The organism is Streptococcus sp. AS20 (genome assembly GCF_000524255.1).
Taxonomy (GTDB): Bacteria; Bacillota; Bacilli; order Lactobacillales; family Streptococcaceae; genus Streptococcus; species Streptococcus constellatus.
Genome location: NZ_JANS01000005.1, coordinates 136,078 through 152,752 on the forward strand (window position 1 = coordinate 136,078; position 16,675 = coordinate 152,752).

Below are 16,675 nucleotides of genomic sequence, written 5' to 3' on the forward strand. Positions count from 1 at the left end.
ATTTCAAGCCCTTTTTACTATAAAATGAAAAAGCTAAGTACTAGAATTTAGAAAAGAGAGAATATGACAAAAACTTTGAAAAGACCAGAAGTTCTGGCGCCTGCTGGAACGTTGGAAAAACTGAAAGTTGCCATTCGTTATGGAGCGGATGCTGTTTATATTGGCGGACAAGCCTATGGTTTGCGTAGCCGTGCAGGAAACTTTACATTTGAAGAAATGGAAGAGGGCGTTCAATTTGCTCGCGAGCATGGCGCTAAAGTCTATGTAGCTGCGAACATGGTAACACATGAAGGAAATGAAGAAGGAGCTGGAGAATGGTTCCGCACTTTACGTGATATTGGAATTTCTGCCGTTATCGTGTCAGACCCAGCTTTGATTGCCATTGCTTGCACAGAAGCGCCAGGTTTGGAAGTGCACTTGTCAACACAAGCTAGCGCGACAAACTATGAAACGCTAGAATTTTGGAAAGATTTAGGTTTAACGCGTGTGGTCTTGGCACGTGAAGTTTCCATGGAAGAATTAGCAGAAATCCGCAAGCATACTGATGTTGAGATTGAAGCTTTTGTTCATGGAGCTATGTGCATTTCTTACTCAGGACGTTGTACCTTGTCAAATCACATGAGCATGCGCGATGCCAATCGTGGGGGCTGTTCTCAGTCTTGCCGTTGGAAATATGATTTGTATGATATGCCGTTTGGACAAGAGCGCAAAAGCTTAAAAGGGGAAATTCCAGAAGAATTTTCCATGTCGGCTGTCGATATGTCTATGATTGACCATATTCCTGATATGATTAAAAATGGTGTGGATAGCCTGAAAATTGAAGGGCGTATGAAGTCTATTCACTATGTATCCACTGTTTCAAATTGTTATAAAGCTGCAGTTGATGCTTATCTTGAAAGTCCAGAAAAGTTTGAAGCGATCAAGCAAGATTTAGTAGATGAAATGTGGAAAGTAGCGCAGCGTGAGTTAGCGACAGGATTTTATTATCACACACCGACTGAAAATGAACAGCTTTTTGGAGCACGACGAAAAATTCCACAATATAAATTTGTAGCAGAAGTGGTGGCTTATGACTCTGCCACACAAACAGCGACTATTCGACAACGAAATGTCATCAATGAGGGTGACCTAGTCGAATTTTATGGTCCTGGTTTCCGGCATTTTGATGCAGTAATTACAGATTTACACGATTCAGATGGAAATAAAATTGATCGAGCTCCTAATCCGATGGAATTGTTGACCATTTCCTTGCCACATCCAGTTTATCCAGGAGACATGGTACGTAGTCGTAAGGAGGGGCTGATAAATCTTTACAAAGAGGACGGAACAAGTGTCACGGTTCGGGCATAAAATTCACTTTGAAAAAGAGGTTGGAATTATATTTCTACCTCTTTTCATTTGTGAAAAATATTTTAAAAATCTTAATGTAAACGCTTGCTTTTTTAAAAAAGAAGGTGTACAATATAATTAAAGAAAGATAAGAAAGGACTGATTCCAATGGGTATCAGAACGTTCACATTTTAAATCGTTTATGATGTATTAGTTTCTATTTGCTAATTGTTTTTCTTAATTGGAGGTATTTGATAATATTTCTGAAGATAGCATGTAGTGGTTTGTAGAACTGCATCGCGTATCGAGAACGCAGTGAAAGAATAAAGAAGAATATTATTTGATGTAGTCGATAAAAGCTTTTTAATGATTTTCACGCTTTGGTAAAAAACCACTATTGTTTTAGATGAATAAACTTGTTTTTGATATATTGTGGACAAGAAAATCATTCTTTAATAAAATAACGATGGAATCATCATAAGAATCTCTTTTCAGAAAGTTATTTTCTGAAAGTCTATCTATCACTTATTAGCAAATAGAGACGGCTCCTAGCTTTCTGTAGAAATACAGTAACTAGGAGCTTTTTTGTATGCTCTCCTCTTTGAAAAAAATCATGAAAAGTAGTATAATAAATAAAATATGCAAAATACTTGCAAAACTGTAATTCGACTTGGGAAGCCAAGGGCCGTTAGTAAGAAAAATATGAAAAGGAGAATCAATGAGCAATATTAAATTGATTGCTTTAGGCGGTGTACGTGAAAATGGAAAAAATCTTTACATCGCTGAAGTGGATGAATCTATTTTTATCCTTGATGTCGGACTAAAGTATCCGGAAAATGAACAGCTTGGTGTGGATTTTGTCATTCCAAATATGGACTATTTATTTGAAAATAAGGACCGCATTGCAGGGGTCTTTTTGACACACGGACATGCAGATGCGATTGGTGCCCTGCCTTATTTGTTGGCGGAAACAAAGGTACCTGTGTTTGGATCGGAATTAACGATTGAACTGGCTAAGCTATTTGTCAAAGGAAATGATACGGTTAAGAAATTCAATGATTTTCATGTGATTGATGAAGATACAGAGATTGACTTTGGAGGTACCATTGTATCTTTCTTTAAAACAACGCACTCCATTCCAGAGAGTCTAGGGATTGTCTTAAAAACGTCTGAAGGAAATATTGTTTATACGGGTGATTTTAAGTTTGACCAAACGGCTAGTCAGTCTTATGCAACAGATTTTGCGCGTTTAGCAGAAATTGGTCGAGAAGGCGTTCTAGCTCTTCTTAGTGATTCTGCAAATGCAGATAGTAGTATTCAAGTGGCAAGTGAAAGTGAAGTCGGCAAAGAAATCACCGATACGATTGGTGATTGGAATGGACGCGTCATAGTTGCAGCAGTTGCAAGTAATCTCTCGCGTATTCAACAGGTTTTTGAAGCCGCTGCTAAGACAGGTCGTCGTGTTGTGCTGACTGGGTTTGACATTGAAAATATCGTTCGGACGGCTATTCGCTTGAAGAAATTATCGCTTGTAGATGAGCGTTTGCTGATTAAACCTAAAGAAATGTCTAAATTTGAAGATCATGAATTGATCATTTTGGAAACTGGTCGAATGGGTGAGCCTATCAATGGCTTGCGCAAAATGTCTATTGGTCGTCACCGCTATGTAGAAATCAAAGAAGGTGATTTGATTTACATTGTTACAACACCGTCTATCGCAAAAGAGGCCTTGGTAGCGCGCGTAGAAAATATGATTTATCAAGCTGGTGGTGTTGTTAAATTGATTACGCAAGATTTGCGGGTGTCTGGTCATGGAAATGAGCGCGATTTGCAACTGATGTTAAATCTCTTGCAACCAAAATTCTTGTTCCCAATTCAAGGAGAATATCGTGAATTAGCAGCGCATGCTAAAGCTGCAATGGCTGTTGGAATGTTGCCAGAAAACATTTTTATTCCAAAACGCGGTAGCATTATGGAATATGAAAAAGGAGATTTCTTACTTGCTGGTGCAGTCCCTGCTGGCGATGTCATGATTGACGGAAATGCGATTGGTGATGTAGGGAATATCGTTCTTCGTGACCGCAAAGTTCTGTCTGAAGATGGTATCTTTATTGTAGCTATTACAGTGAACCGTCGTGACAAGAAGATTATTTCAAAAGCAAAAGTTCACACGCGTGGATTTGTTTATGTCAAGAAAAGTCGTGATATTTTACGTGAAAGTGCTGATTTAATCAATAATACAGTTGAAGATTACCTTGCGAAAGATAATTTTGACTGGGGTGAATTGAAGGGGGCTGTACGTGACAGTCTTGCGAAATACCTCTTTGAGCAAACCAAACGTCGTCCAGCCATTTTACCCGTTGTAATGGAAGTACGTTAAGCTGGCTAAATTAGTACATTTTATATAGCAAAAAATAATGGGGTCAGGACACATGTTCCAGCCCCTTTCTTACATTTATAGGAAAAGGAGATAAAATGGCATTTTTGGAAATAGAGTATCACTCAACAGTACTAGAAATGGAGCGTCGTGTTAATGTCATCTATCCTGATGCAGATGCAGTAGCTCCTAATCAGGTGACAGACACTGATATTCCCGTTCTTTACCTTTTGCATGGAATGGGCGGCAATGAAAATTCGTGGCGAAAGCGGACCAATATTGAGCGTTTATTGCGCCATACAAATTTAATTGTCATTATGCCGTCAACAGATCTTGCCTGGTACACTAATACTGCTTATGGTTTGAACTATTACGATGCATTAGCAAAAGAATTACCTGAAATTATGCAACGGTTCTTTCCAAATATGAGCCGGAAACGTGAAAAAACATTTATTGCTGGCTTATCTATGGGAGGTTACGGGGCTTATAAAATTGCTTTGATGACGGATCGATTCTCTTATGCGGGATCATTTTCTGGGGCAATCGGGATAGGTCTTGATGATATAGATATGGAAGAATTACCTGGTGGGAACCTCAGCTATTGGCAAGGTGTGTTTGGTGATTTGAAAGCAGCTGGTGTTGAGCAGCATTTCTTAACAACGATGGCAAAGAAGTCAGATAAAAGAACTAAATTCTATACTTGGTGTGGAGAGCAAGATTTTCTCTATCAAGCAAATGAAATAGCCGTCAAAAAATTACGCGAGTGCGAGTTAGATATTACGTATCGTCATGCTCCAGGGAAGCACGAGTGGTATTATTGGGAAAAGCAGTTAGAAGAATTTCTTAAATGGTTGCCAATTAGTTTTGAAGTAGAGGAACGCCTATCCTAAGTGTGTGGTGGTATCTTTGGTTCTTATATCTGACAGGGAATGATTTTTAGAGATTTGTTATTTCTTTTACAACCGTTTATTTTAAGAATTTTTTAAGTGAATCTCATTATACTTACTTTTTATCTTTTAGATTAGGAGGAGAGTATGAGATTTTTGTTTCGATTGATTTCAAGGTTATTCCGATTGCTCTGGCGATTGGTTTACACAGTTGCATCGACAGCACTTATTTTTGTGGGAATATTGTATATCGTGAGTCCTTCTAAAAGCAATTTTGCGACAGGGCTTCAGCAAGATGTGAACCAAATTTATCGATACGTAAGTGGACAAGATAGTCAGCTAGGTGTCAGGCAAAATGTGAAAGACCTAACCAAGCGGTTATCGGACGATCATGTTCATCAAGCCTCTGGTGTTCGGTGGGATAAAGCAAGCGCTACGGTTTATATAGAGACACAAGACGAAACATTTCGCTCAGCTTATCAGGAAGCTATTCGTGCTTGGAATCAAACGGGTGCCTTTACTTTCCGGATTGTAACTGATAAAAATCAAGCCAATATTGTAGCTACAGAGATGAATAATAGCACTGTCAGTGCGGCAGGCGAAGCAGAATCCAAAACCAATTTGCTGACCAAGCGTTTTACAAATGTAACTGTTCGACTAAATCGTTATTATCTATTAAACAGTCAATACGGCTACTCTTATGAACGAATCGTAAACACAGCAGAACATGAATTGGGACATGCGATTGGATTGGAACACAATGAAGAAAAATCTGTCATGCAATCCTCTGGTTCATTTTATAGTATTCAAGCAGTGGACGTTCAAACAGTAAAGGAGTTGTATCAATCATAAAATGTTAAAAAATATATTTAAAGTCATTAGATATTTCCCAGAGCAAGTTTTTTTGTTTCTCTTTAATTCTAGTATTTTTGCATGGTTATGGAAAAGTGGCTCTGATATTGCAAATCGTATTGGAGTGACAGCTGCATGGCGAGAACATATTCCAGCTCCTATCCAAAGTTTTTTTGGCGAAAACAGTCAGGCAGTTCAAGGCTTTTTCAATTATTCAGCCGTTATGTGGTTGATTGGTTCTATGATGATCCTTTGGATAATCCGTTTTGTAAAAGGAATCATCAAATTAGTACTTTTTGTTTTGATTGTTCTATTAGGTGTTTACCTTGTGATGCAAAATCAAGAAATTTTACATACTTTTAGATGAAATGCGGCTTATCTTGACCGCATTTTTACTTTCTAGAATGGTAGTTGAGCTATGAATTTGCTATAATAGGTTTATGATTATTTTACAAGCAAGCAAGATTGAGCGCTCTTTTGCAGGGGAGCTTCTTTTTGACAATATTAACCTGCAGGTGGATGAGGGCGATAGGATTGCCCTCGTCGGTAAAAATGGAGCTGGGAAGTCAACCCTGCTCAAGATTTTGGTGGGCGAGGAAGAGCCTACTTCTGGTCAGATTAATAAAAAACGAGATCTTTCCCTGTCCTATCTAGCTCAGGACAGCCGCTTTGAGTCGGAGAATACTATCTACGACGAGATGCTGCTGGTCTTTGATAGTCTGCGTCAGCAAGAGAAGAGGTTGCGGCAGATGGAGCTGCAAATGGGAGAATTGTCAGAGGAAGAGCTGACGGCTCTCATGACCCAGTATGACCAGCTGTCAGAGGAATTTCGACAAAAGGGTGGTTTTACCTATGAAGCTGATATTCGAGCTATTTTGAATGGCTTCAAGTTTGACCAGTCCATGTGGCAGATGAAGATTTCTGAGCTGTCAGGCGGGCAGAACACCCGTCTGGCTCTGGCCAAGATGCTGTTGGAGAAGCCAGAACTGCTAGTGCTGGACGAACCAACCAACCACTTGGATATCGAGACCATTGCCTGGCTAGAAAATTATTTGGTAAATTATAAAGGTGCCTTAATCATCGTCAGCCACGATCGCTATTTCCTAGACAAGGTTGCGATCATCACGCTGGACTTGACCAAGCATTCCTTGGATCGCTATGTGGGCAATTACTCCAGTTTCGTGATCCAAAAAGAGCAGAAGCTGGCTACTGAAGCCAAGAACTACGAAAAGCAACAGAAAGAAATCGCTGCACTGGAGGACTTTGTCAATCGCAATCTAGTTCGAGGCTCCACTACCAAGCGGGCTCAGTCCCGCCGCAAGCAGCTGGAAAAGATGGAGCGGTTGGACAGGCCGGAAACCGGTGGCCGCTCGGCTAATATGACCTTCAAATCCGATAAGGTTTCTGGAAATGTTGTGCTGACCTTGGAAGACGCAGCTATTGGCTACGGCGAGGAAGTCTTGTCAGAGCCGATTAACCTTGACATTCGCAAGTTTAATGCGGTAGCTATTGTCGGGCCAAATGGGATTGGAAAGACGACTCTGATTAAATCACTAATCGGGCAAGTGCCCTTCATCAGAGGCAAAGAGCAGCTGGGGGCTAATGTGGAAGTGGGCTACTATGACCAGACCCAGAGCAAACTGACTCCCAGCAATACGGTTCTTGACGAGCTATGGAATGACTTCAAGCTGACGCCAGAGGTCGAAATTCGCAATCGCTTAGGCGCTTTCCTCTTTTCGGGAGACGATGTCAAGAAGTCTGTCGGCATGCTATCAGGTGGAGAGCGGGCGCGTCTGCTCCTAGCCAAGCTGTCGATGGAAAACAACAACTTTCTTATCCTAGACGAGCCGACTAACCACCTGGACATTGACAGCAAGGAAGTGCTGGAAAATGCCCTAATTGACTTTGACGGAACCCTGCTCTTTGTCAGCCATGACCGTTACTTTATCAATCGCGTGGCCACACAGATTGTTGAGCTCTCTGAGACAGGTTCCACCCTTTATCTGGGTGATTATGACTACTATCTGGAGAAAAAGGCAGAGCAGGAAGCCTTGCGTGAGGAGTCGGAGCAGGTCAGTCCTGACAAACCTGCCCCTGCCAATGACTATCAGCTTCAAAAGGAAAACCAGAAAGAACAGCGCCGGCTGGCCCGCCGCTTAGAGCAATTGGAAGCGCAAATCGAAGACTTGGACAGCCAGATCAGTCAGCTTCAGGAAGCTATGCAGGCCACCAACGACGCCTGCGAACTCATGGAGAGCCAGCAGCAAATTGACCAGCTGACCGCCGCCCAAGAAGAAGTCCTGCTAGAGTGGGAAGAACTGGCGGAGAAGGTGTGAGAAGGAAAAAGAACCTGTGTAAGAATGCCTAGTTTTCGTTGGAAATGAGCTTCTTAGAGCTCAAAATACTTAATTTCACATGTGAAATCAGTCCCAAAAGAGCAAAAACCGAATTTTTACATGTGAAATCTCTGATTCTGTGACAAAAAGATAAATCCTTCATGAAGAATTGTTTCCCTGAGAGCAAAAGACGAACTTTTACATGTGTTTTGAGATTTTTTCGAGGAAAAGAAAGCATTCTTCATGTAATCTAAGTTCTTTTAAAGAAAAGTCAGCCCGTCAGATTTTCTGAAAAGCTATTTTGGGGCAAAATGACTCTGTCAGATTTTCGGACGGTTAGTCTGAGAGCAAATCCCGAACTTTCTATTTTCGGACGAGTTCTTTTAGCAGAATCTGCCTTTTCCGATTTTCGGCCTATAAGATTTTGACGAAATGAGCCTCGTCTGAAAATAAAATCCGAACAAGGGGCGGTGAAGGCGGTTTTGAAAGAACGACTAGCCGAGTTTTCTCAACCATCTACACACTAGCAATTCTTTTCATGCCTCCTGCGACTTTTCTGATGACGCTGCTGCCGAGTGTCCGTACCCTTTCCTTTCTCCTGATTGGTTTTGGAGTGATGGGATTGGCTTTGCTTTCCTACCTTTATCAAAAGAAAATAGAAAAAAACTAGGCTAGAGTGATTCCAGCCTAGTTTTCTGTATGGGAATTTTTAAGTGCTTCTTTGGTTTTCTTAAGCTCTTTTTTCAGTGAGAAATTTTTCAGCATGCTGATGAGAAAGGTCGTGACAGAGCCTAGGAGCACTGAGACCAAAATCAATATGATTAAGGGCAGTTTGAAGCTAAATAGGATAAAGCTAACATTGACACTCTGCATATTGGCCAAGGAAATACTGGCCACCAATAGAATGGTAATTAAAAGCAGGATATAGTGTAATTTTTCTTTCATAGTAATTCTCCCGTTTATCTATTCAAACTCAGCCTTGCTCTTGATATCTTCGTATTCTTCTGGGATTTCTTGGGATAGGATATCTTCATAAGCAGCTAGTTCAACATCTGAGCCATACTTATTTTTCAGAGCGGTGGTCACCAGACGGTAGGCTAAGTTCGCATTGCGGGATAGGATAGGACCGTGGAAGTAAGAGCCAAAGACATTCTTGTAGTGCACGCCCTCATTGCCGTCTTCTTGATTGTTGCCATTTCCATAGACGACTTTGCCCAGTGGTTTTTCATCATCGGAGAGGAAGGTCCGTCCTTGGTGATTTTCAAAGCCGTAGTAGGTCTCATTGAATTCTTCGTTATGAATCTTAATGTCGCCGATGTAGCGGTTATTTTTTTGATTGAGAGTATAATGGCCCATAATTCCAAGTCCTTCAATCCGCCGACCAGAAGCTTCGATGTAATATTGCCCTAGAAGTTGAAAGCCACCACAGATAGCTAACACCACGCCGTCATGATTGATAAATTCTTCCAAACTCTCTTTTTTTGTTGGCAGGTCTCGTGCCACAATGGTCTGCTCGTAATCTTGCCCTCCGCCGAAAAATGCCAAATCATAGTAATCATTATCAAACTCATCTTCAAGTGATACAATATCAATCTGAACGCGAGCGCCTAGCTTTTCAGCTACATATTTGAGCATGAGAATATTACCATTATCACCATAGGTATTCATGAGATTGCCATAGAGATGGGCAATTTTTAAATAATAAGTATAATCCCGATTTTCAGGAGAAGTGAGGGATGTATAAACCATTAGTTCATCTCCTTTCTGACAACCTGATGAGAAGCAAGTAATTCACGAAATTCTAACATGGCGGTGTAGGTTGCTAAGATATAGGCATGTCTGGTTTTCTGATGTTTAATTTCTTCAAAGACTTGACTTAAATTAGCTACTTCATTGATTCGCTTGGCATCATAACCAGTAACTCGCAAGCGACGAGCAATTTCAGAATGACGAACGCCACCAGCAATGATATGCGAGATATCCATGTCTAAAATTTTCTCAAAATCAGCGTCCCAAATCCAGCTAGTATCAATGCCGTCTGCGTAGTTGGCGTTGAGGAGAACTGACAGACTGAATGAATAAGGAGCAAGCTTGATCATTTCTAGAGCTTGCGTAGCTCCAACGGGATTTTTAATCAGAACTAGCGTGCATTCTTTGTCGCCAATCTTGAAAGTTTCCTGACGTCCGAAAACGGCTCTACTTTTGTCAAAACCAGCCTTGATAGTAGCCGATTCGACTCCAAAGAACTGAGCAACAGAAACTGCAGCTAAAGCGTTGTAGATATTGTAAAGACCACCAATGTTGATGTGGTAACTTTGATCGTCAATGACAAATTCTGAACTGTTGTGTTGGAGGCTAGTCAATTGGGTCAGTTTGTAGTCTAATTCAGGACGTTTAAAATCGCAGTGCTCGCAAATATAATCGCCTAGATTGGCATAAGTATTGAGCTTGTATTTTAAAATATGCTGACACGTGGGACAGAGGATGCCCTCGGTATTATAATGCGCTAACTCAGCTTGCCCTTTTTTGGTATCAAATCCATAGTAGCGGACAGGATTTTTCAAGCTGACCGAGTTAAAGAGTGGGCTATCACCATTCATCAGTACAGTAGCTTCAGGTATCTTGGCCGCTGCATCCAGAATCATCTGGTAGGTCGTGTAGATCTCACCATAGCGGTCCATCTGGTCACGGAAAATATTGGTAAAGACGAAAAGGCTCGGTCTGATATAATCACAGATGTGGGAGAGGCTAGCTTCATCAATTTCCAGCACAGCGATATTTTTGCCAGATTTCCTTTTTTTTGCAGTCAAGAAAGTTGTCGCAATTCCACTAATCATATTGGCTCCGCTGGGATTGGTCACAACCTCGCCAAAAGCCTCTTTGAGGATTCCAACTGTAAGAGCAGTGGTCAGAGTTTTACCGTTTGTCCCTGTAATCACCACCACTTCGTAATCACGAGCTAGTGTATTTAAAATGTCGTTGTCAAATTTTAGAGCAAGCTTTCCGGGTAAGGTCGATCCGCGCCCCAATTTACTTAAAACAAAGTGGGAGGATTTCCCTGCAAGTTTGCCAAATAATGTATTTATCTTCATAAGAAATATTTTATCATAAAAAGTAAAGAAGGTTACAGAAAAATATCTTGAAAAGTGATATAATAATTAAGAATGTTTTTAGGTTGAGAAAGAGAGGACACTGGAAATGAATTTTCAGCAATTGTCCAATCTCCAATATTGGTCTAGTTTATTTTCTAGTCCTTGGAGTATTGTCATCAATATCATCGATATTGCACTAGTTGCTTGGATTTTATTTTATTTTACAAAAGCAATCGCTGGCACTAAGATTATGATTCTCGTTCGAGGGGTTTTGATTTTTGTACTGGCTCAGATTCTTGCCAATGCAATTGGTTTAACAACGGTTTCTTGGTTAATCAATCAAGTCATTACCTATGGAGTTATTGCGGCTGTTGTGATTTTTACACCTGAGATTCGTACAGGTTTGGAAAGGCTGGGGCGTGCAACAGATTTGTTTTCGACAGCACCGATTAGCTCAGAGGAAAAAATGGTACAAGCATTCGTAAAAGCAGTGAATTATATGAGTCCTCGGAAAATTGGGGCTCTCGTTGCTATCCAAGGAAGCAGAACCTTGCAAGAATATATCGCAACAGGGATTCCTTTGGATGCTGATGTGTCAGGTGAGTTGTTAATCAATATTTTCATTCCGAATACACCGTTGCATGACGGAGCTGTTATTGTAAGAGATAATAAAATAGCCGTTTCTTGTGCTTATCTTCCGCTTACAGAAAACACAGGAATTTCTAAGGAATTTGGAACGCGCCACCGTGCTGCAATCGGTCTTTCAGAAGTGTCAGATGCCCTTACTTTTGTAGTTTCGGAGGAAACGGGAGGTATTTCAATCACACATAACGGAGTTTTTAAACACGATCTGACCTTAGAAGAATTTGAAGCAGAATTGCGGAAAGTGCTGATTTCAGATGAACAACCAAAATCACCATTTAAAAATCGTGTGCTAGGAGGTTGGAAACATGAAAAATCGTAAGCAGATTTGGTATATCGTTTCTTCCATCTTTTTTGCTGCTGTTTTATTTATTTATGCAACAACGACAAATTACCAAAATAACTCAAGTGCTAGACAAACTACGTCTGAAACGTACACGAATGCCTTGCCTAGTGTCCCAATTGATATTAAATACAATAGTGAAAAGTATTTTATTAGTGGTTTTGCGTCCGAAGTATCAGTAGTGTTAACGGGTTCCAATCGTGTGACACTTGCTAGTGAGATGCAAGAAAGTACTCGAAAGTTTAAAGTTGTAGCGGATTTAACAAAAGCTACGGAAGGAACAAGAGAGGTACCTTTAGCTATTAAAAATTTACCAAGTGGGTTGACTGCGACTGTTACACCGGCTAAGATTACGGTGAAGATCGGTAAGAAGGCAAGTAAAACATTTGAAGTTAAAACAACGATTAGTTCTGCTCAGTTGGCAGATGGTTTAACGGTTGATCGGGTAAGTATTGCTGATAATAAAGTAACAGTCACAAGTGATGAAGATACTTTAGAAAAAGTTGATCATGTAGAAGCAGCTCTTCCCACAAGTGAAAAAATTTCGAACAATTATACCGGAACTGTGCCTTTGCAAGCGGTTGATGCTAGCGGAACAGTATTGCCGAGTGTGATTACCCCTTATGAGACAACGATAAAAATTACAGTAAAATCATCAAGCTCGTCTTCAAGTTCGACGAGCTCATCCAAATAAAAGTATTGAAAGGATTTTAAAAAAATGGGAAAATATTTCGGAACGGACGGAGTTCGTGGAGAAGCAAATGTGGAATTAACGCCAGAATTGGCGTTTAAATTAGGGCGATTTGGTGGCTATGTATTGAGCCAACATGAGAAAGATGTGCCGCGCGTCTTTGTAGGACGTGACACACGTATTTCAGGAGAAATGCTGGAAAGTGCATTAATAGCAGGACTTTTATCGGTTGGAATCCGTGTTTACAAGCTTGGGGTTATCGCAACACCAGGTGTGGCTTATCTAGTGAAGTCAGAAAAAGCAAGTGCTGGGGTCATGATTTCAGCTAGCCATAATCCTGCACTTGACAACGGTATTAAATTTTTCGGCGGAGATGGTTATAAGCTAGATGATGATCGCGAGTTAGAAATTGAAGCACTTCTTGATGCTAAAGAAGACAATTTACCACGTCCAAGTGCGGAAGGATTAGGGACCCTGATGGATTATCCAGAAGGGCTACGCAAATATCAGCAGTATCTCGTATCGACTGGCCTTGATTTAGACGGAATGAAAGTTGCCCTGGATACAGCGAACGGTGCCGCTTCAACAAGTGCTCGCCAGGTGTTTGCCGATTTGGGAGCTAGATTGACAGTCATCGGAGAAAATCCAGATGGGTTGAATATCAATTTAAATGTAGGTTCTACACATCCTGAAAAATTGCAAGAAACAGTTCGTGAATCAGGCTCAGCACTTGGTTTGGCATTTGATGGAGATAGTGATCGCTTGATTGCGGTAGATGAAAATGGTGAGATTGTTGATGGTGATAAAATCATGTACATCATTGGGAAATATCTCTCTGGAAAAGGTTTACTAGCCCAAAATACAATCGTAACAACTGTTATGTCAAACCTAGGTTTCCATAAAGCTTTGGATCGTGAAGGTATTAATAAAGTGATTACAGCTGTTGGTGACCGTTATGTCGTAGAAGAAATGCGCAAATCGGGTTACAATCTTGGTGGTGAGCAGTCAGGGCATGTCATTATCATGGATTATAATACGACGGGTGACGGTCAGCTGACAGCCGTTCAATTGACAAAAGTAATGAGAGAAACAGGTAAAACTTTATCTGAATTAGCTTCAGAAGTGACTATTTATCCGCAAAAATTGGTTAATATCCGTGTTGAAAATACTATGAAGGACAAGGCCGTGGAAGTTCCTGCTATTAAAGCTGTGATTGAAAAAATGGAAGAAGAAATGGCTGGAAATGGTCGTATTCTTGTTCGTCCAAGCGGAACAGAGCCTCTTTTACGAGTCATGGCGGAAGCACCAAGTCATAAGGAAGTCGATTATTACGTTAATACAATTGCAGATATTGTACGCGCTGAAATTGGTATTGAATAAAGTAAAAAATCTCTGTTTATTATATAGGCAGAGATTTTTTACTTTATATTGTAGTTTGTTTTGTCAAGCAAATTTTTATATATTCAAAAATGTATGAGGGAATAATATGAGAGCCACAGGATTATTGGTAATGGATGTGGATAGTACTTTGGTGAAAGAAGAAGTAATTGATTTACTAGGGGCTGAAGTAGGAGTTGGTGATCGGGTTGCAGCTATTACAAAATGTGCCATGCAAGGAGAATATGATTTCGAAGCGGCTCTGCTAGAGCGTGTGATCCTGCTTAAAGGACTCCCTGAGGCCATTTTTAAACAAGTTTCTAAGAAAATTCATTTTACCAAAGGGGCTCGACAGTTGATAGAAGAAATGCATCAGCGTGGTTATAAGGTTGGTATTGTATCAGGTGGATTTCATGAAATAGTAGATGAATTAGCATCGAAGTTGGACATAGATTATGTAAAAGCTAATCACTTGGAAGTAAAAGATGGCCAGCTGACAGGTAGGGTTTTAGGAACAGTTGTCACAAAAGAAGTCAAAAAAGCAATGCTAAAGCAATGGGCAGAGGAAAACAACTTGACTCTTGCTCAAACCATTGCTGTAGGAGATGGTGCTAATGACCTTCCAATGATATTAACAGCAGGAATTGGGATTGCTTTTAATGCCAAGCCTATTGTGAGAGAGCAAGTACCTTATCAAATCGATCAAGCTGACTTATATCAAGTTGTAAGCCTTTTAGAAAAGATAGAAAGTGAGGACTAGGTCATGCATATTTTAATTGCACCGGACTCTTTTAAAGAAAGTTTATCAGCTCAAAGCGTTGCAGAGGCTATAAAAGCAGGTTTTTCCAAGGCGCTCCCGGAAGCAACATTTGACTTGCTACCCATTGGAGATGGTGGTGAAGGAACAGTTGCTGCTTTAGCCGCCTCAATGAAATTATCCGAATATGAAAGGACAGTAACCGGACCATTCGGCGAGCCGGTTACGATGAAATATGCTCGAAAAGGCGATATGGCTCTCTTTGAAATGGCTGATTTGGTTGGGTTGGCGAATATCCCGTTAGAAAAAAGAAACCCTTTGACTCTTGATACCAGAGGGTTAGGAGAGTTAATTTTGTATCTCGCCAAAGAAGGTGTGAGGCAAATTTATATTGGCGTAGGTGGTTCGGCTACCAATGATGGTGGAATTGGAATGGCAGCTGGATTGGGCTATGAATTTTTTGATAAGGATAATCACTTGCTCCAAGCAAAGGGTTCGTCTTTAGACCGTGTGGCTCGCATTTCAGCAGATAAAGTTCCTGCAATTTTAGGAAATTTGGATATTCAGATTCTGACAGATGTTATGAATCCTCTCTGTGGTGAAAACGGAGCTACATACGTTTTTGGGGGTCAAAAAGGCTTGCCTGATTTGCTATTTTCTCAAGTAGATCAAGCTATGGCAACGTTTTATAAACAGGCGAATCCAACAATCTTTTCATTGGCTGGTGCCGGTGCTGGAGGAGGTATGGCAGCAGGGCTGGTGACATTTGCGCATGGAAAAATTGTATCAGGGATTGATACTTGTCTCAACTTGCTCGATTTTGATAATCGTGTCAAAAAGGCTGATTTAGTGATTGTGGGTGAAGGTCGAATGGATCAGCAAAGTCTGTCAGGTAAAGCCCCTATTGGAGTAGCAAAGAGAACGCCAATCAATATTCCTGTAATTGCTATTTGTGGTAGTCTAAGGAATGATTTACCGGATTTCCCAGTAGAGAATATTCAGGCTGCTTTTCCAATCATTTCTCAAGTCGAACCTTTAGTTATTACTTTAGATAGGGCAGAAGAAAACCTCGTCCGAACAGCACAAAATATCGGAAATTTATTGAGAATGAAAATATGATATTTAATTTTTTTCTAAAAATCGGAAAGATGATGCAGATGACTTGCTTGAAAAGTATAAAAGTTATTGCAAAAGTAGAGGTTTGTATAGAACGATATCTTGATTTCCTAATTTTTTTCTTTGTTATCCAATCTCACTCCCATTTTTCTTTTTTTTATGATAAACTAGTAGAAGAGGAGGTGCAAGCATGATAAAGATTTTTGGTCAGTTGCGTTATCATTGGCAACCAGATCTTTCTCTTCTAATCATCTATTGGTCTTTATCGGTCATTCCGATTTTTATAGGTTTTGCATTTTTGTTTGAAAGTTCAGAAGTTCCGTTTTTAGTCCTTTTCTCTTTCTTTTTATTCATGGTATTGTTGGGAATTGGCATACATCGATATTTTACGATATATGACGATGGGATTTTAAGGATTACTACAGCAAATCCATTTACACCTTCAAAGATAGAAATTTCAACGATTCGTAAGATAGAGGTAACAAAGACCTCTATTACTCTCTTCTTTGATGGCAAAGAAAAAGGCCGTACGTTTTGTATGCGCAAGTGGCCTAAGAAGTATTTTGTAAATGCTTTGGCTTTGAATGACCATTTTAAAGGGGAAGTTGAATTAGTGGATAATTTAACCCATGTAGACTATTTTGAACTATATTATGCTCAGCCTAAAAAGACTACTCTTTCATAAGAGCTTTTGTAGGACAGTTTTTGATCGCTTCAATAATATCAGGTGTTTCGGGAACTTCCTTTTCCAGAAGCTCATCATCTTGATAAAATTTGACAATACCATTATCATGGTAATCAAATAGGTCAGAATAGGTTTGACAAAGACCACAAGCAATGCATCGTTCAGGAATGAGTGTAACTTTCATACTCATA

16 protein-coding genes and 1 pseudogene are annotated in these 16,675 nt (G+C 40.2%); 13 read left to right on the forward strand and 4 right to left on the reverse strand.

Annotated elements, in window-relative coordinates:
• The first annotated feature begins 63 nt into the window (after positions 1-63).
• From HMPREF1514_RS01640 to HMPREF1514_RS09615, 7 genes and pseudogenes are all read left to right on the forward strand, one after another.
• Positions 64-1,350, forward strand: a complete 1,287-nt coding sequence (locus tag HMPREF1514_RS01640; RefSeq protein ID WP_037596849.1) for a peptidase U32 family protein — start codon at positions 64-66, stop codon at positions 1,348-1,350.
• A gap of 697 nt (positions 1,351-2,047) precedes the next feature.
• Entirely contained in the window at positions 2,048-3,709 is a 1,662-nt protein-coding gene (locus tag HMPREF1514_RS01645) for a ribonuclease J (RefSeq protein WP_006270681.1), read from the forward strand.
• A gap of 95 nt (positions 3,710-3,804) precedes the next feature.
• The gene (locus HMPREF1514_RS01650; protein ID WP_037596851.1) at positions 3,805-4,596 is read left to right on the forward strand and encodes an alpha/beta hydrolase; all 792 of its coding nucleotides are present in this window, start codon (positions 3,805-3,807) and stop codon (positions 4,594-4,596) included.
• Between the two features lie 144 nt (positions 4,597-4,740).
• Positions 4,741-5,445, forward strand: a complete 705-nt coding sequence (locus tag HMPREF1514_RS01655; RefSeq protein ID WP_037596852.1) for a matrixin family metalloprotease — start codon at positions 4,741-4,743, stop codon at positions 5,443-5,445.
• A 1-nt stretch (position 5,446) separates the two neighbouring features.
• Positions 5,447-5,812 (forward strand): hypothetical protein, encoded by a 366-nt coding sequence (locus HMPREF1514_RS01660; protein WP_037596853.1) that lies wholly within the window; start codon positions 5,447-5,449, stop codon positions 5,810-5,812.
• Positions 5,813-5,885: 73 nt separating this feature from the next.
• Positions 5,886-7,781, forward strand: a complete 1,896-nt coding sequence (locus HMPREF1514_RS01665; RefSeq protein WP_037596854.1) for an ABC-F family ATP-binding cassette domain-containing protein — start codon at positions 5,886-5,888, stop codon at positions 7,779-7,781.
• A 499-nt stretch (positions 7,782-8,280) separates the two neighbouring features.
• Positions 8,281-8,451 (forward strand): annotated as a pseudogene (locus HMPREF1514_RS09615) (MFS transporter); the annotation flags it as partial.
• Positions 8,452-8,468: 17 nt separating this feature from the next.
• On the opposite strand, the gene HMPREF1514_RS01670 reads toward HMPREF1514_RS09615, so the two are convergent.
• From HMPREF1514_RS01670 to murT, 3 genes are read right to left on the reverse strand one after another with little or no spacing between them, the layout of a single operon-like run.
• Positions 8,469-8,726: a LapA family protein gene (locus tag HMPREF1514_RS01670; RefSeq protein WP_006267878.1), complete on the reverse strand. Its 258-nt coding sequence runs from the start codon at positions 8,724-8,726 to the stop codon at positions 8,469-8,471.
• Positions 8,727-8,744: 18 nt separating this feature from the next.
• The gene (gene gatD / locus HMPREF1514_RS01675; RefSeq protein ID WP_037596855.1) at positions 8,745-9,530 is read right to left on the reverse strand and encodes a lipid II isoglutaminyl synthase subunit GatD; all 786 of its coding nucleotides are present in this window, start codon (positions 9,528-9,530) and stop codon (positions 8,745-8,747) included.
• Positions 9,530-10,873, reverse strand: a complete 1,344-nt coding sequence (gene murT, locus HMPREF1514_RS01680) for a lipid II isoglutaminyl synthase subunit MurT (protein ID WP_037596856.1) — start codon at positions 10,871-10,873, stop codon at positions 9,530-9,532. Before murT ends, gatD begins: the two co-directional genes overlap by 1 nt.
• Positions 10,874-10,979: 106 nt before the next feature.
• Between murT and cdaA the strand changes: the two genes are divergently transcribed.
• The 6 genes from cdaA to HMPREF1514_RS01715 all read left to right on the forward strand — a co-directional run bounded on the left by cdaA (position 10,980) and on the right by HMPREF1514_RS01715 (position 16,484).
• Entirely contained in the window at positions 10,980-11,837 is an 858-nt protein-coding gene (gene cdaA / locus HMPREF1514_RS01685; RefSeq protein WP_003068760.1) for a diadenylate cyclase CdaA, read from the forward strand.
• Positions 11,824-12,552 carry a CdaR family protein gene (locus HMPREF1514_RS01690; protein WP_006267682.1) on the forward strand — a complete coding sequence of 243 codons (729 nt, stop codon included), beginning with the start codon at positions 11,824-11,826 and terminating at the stop codon, positions 12,550-12,552. Before cdaA ends, HMPREF1514_RS01690 begins: the two co-directional genes overlap by 14 nt.
• Before the next feature lie 24 nt (positions 12,553-12,576).
• Positions 12,577-13,929 (forward strand): phosphoglucosamine mutase, encoded by a 1,353-nt coding sequence (glmM, locus tag HMPREF1514_RS01695; RefSeq protein WP_037596857.1) that lies wholly within the window; start codon positions 12,577-12,579, stop codon positions 13,927-13,929.
• 106 nt (positions 13,930-14,035) lie between these two features.
• Positions 14,036-14,686: a phosphoserine phosphatase SerB gene (serB, locus tag HMPREF1514_RS01700; RefSeq protein ID WP_037596860.1), complete on the forward strand. Its 651-nt coding sequence runs from the start codon at positions 14,036-14,038 to the stop codon at positions 14,684-14,686.
• 3 nt (positions 14,687-14,689) lie between these two features.
• Positions 14,690-15,802 (forward strand): glycerate kinase, encoded by a 1,113-nt coding sequence (locus HMPREF1514_RS01705; protein WP_037596862.1) that lies wholly within the window; start codon positions 14,690-14,692, stop codon positions 15,800-15,802.
• Positions 15,803-15,989: 187 nt separating this feature from the next.
• Positions 15,990-16,484 carry an EbsA family protein gene (locus tag HMPREF1514_RS01715; RefSeq protein WP_006270717.1) on the forward strand — a complete coding sequence of 165 codons (495 nt, stop codon included), beginning with the start codon at positions 15,990-15,992 and terminating at the stop codon, positions 16,482-16,484.
• Here the strand turns inward: HMPREF1514_RS01715 and HMPREF1514_RS01720 are convergent.
• The gene (locus HMPREF1514_RS01720) at positions 16,471-16,668 is read right to left on the reverse strand and encodes a ferredoxin (RefSeq protein ID WP_006270679.1); all 198 of its coding nucleotides are present in this window, start codon (positions 16,666-16,668) and stop codon (positions 16,471-16,473) included. The two genes, HMPREF1514_RS01715 and HMPREF1514_RS01720, sit on opposite strands and share 14 nt — an antisense overlap.
• Positions 16,669-16,675 lie beyond the last annotated feature (7 nt).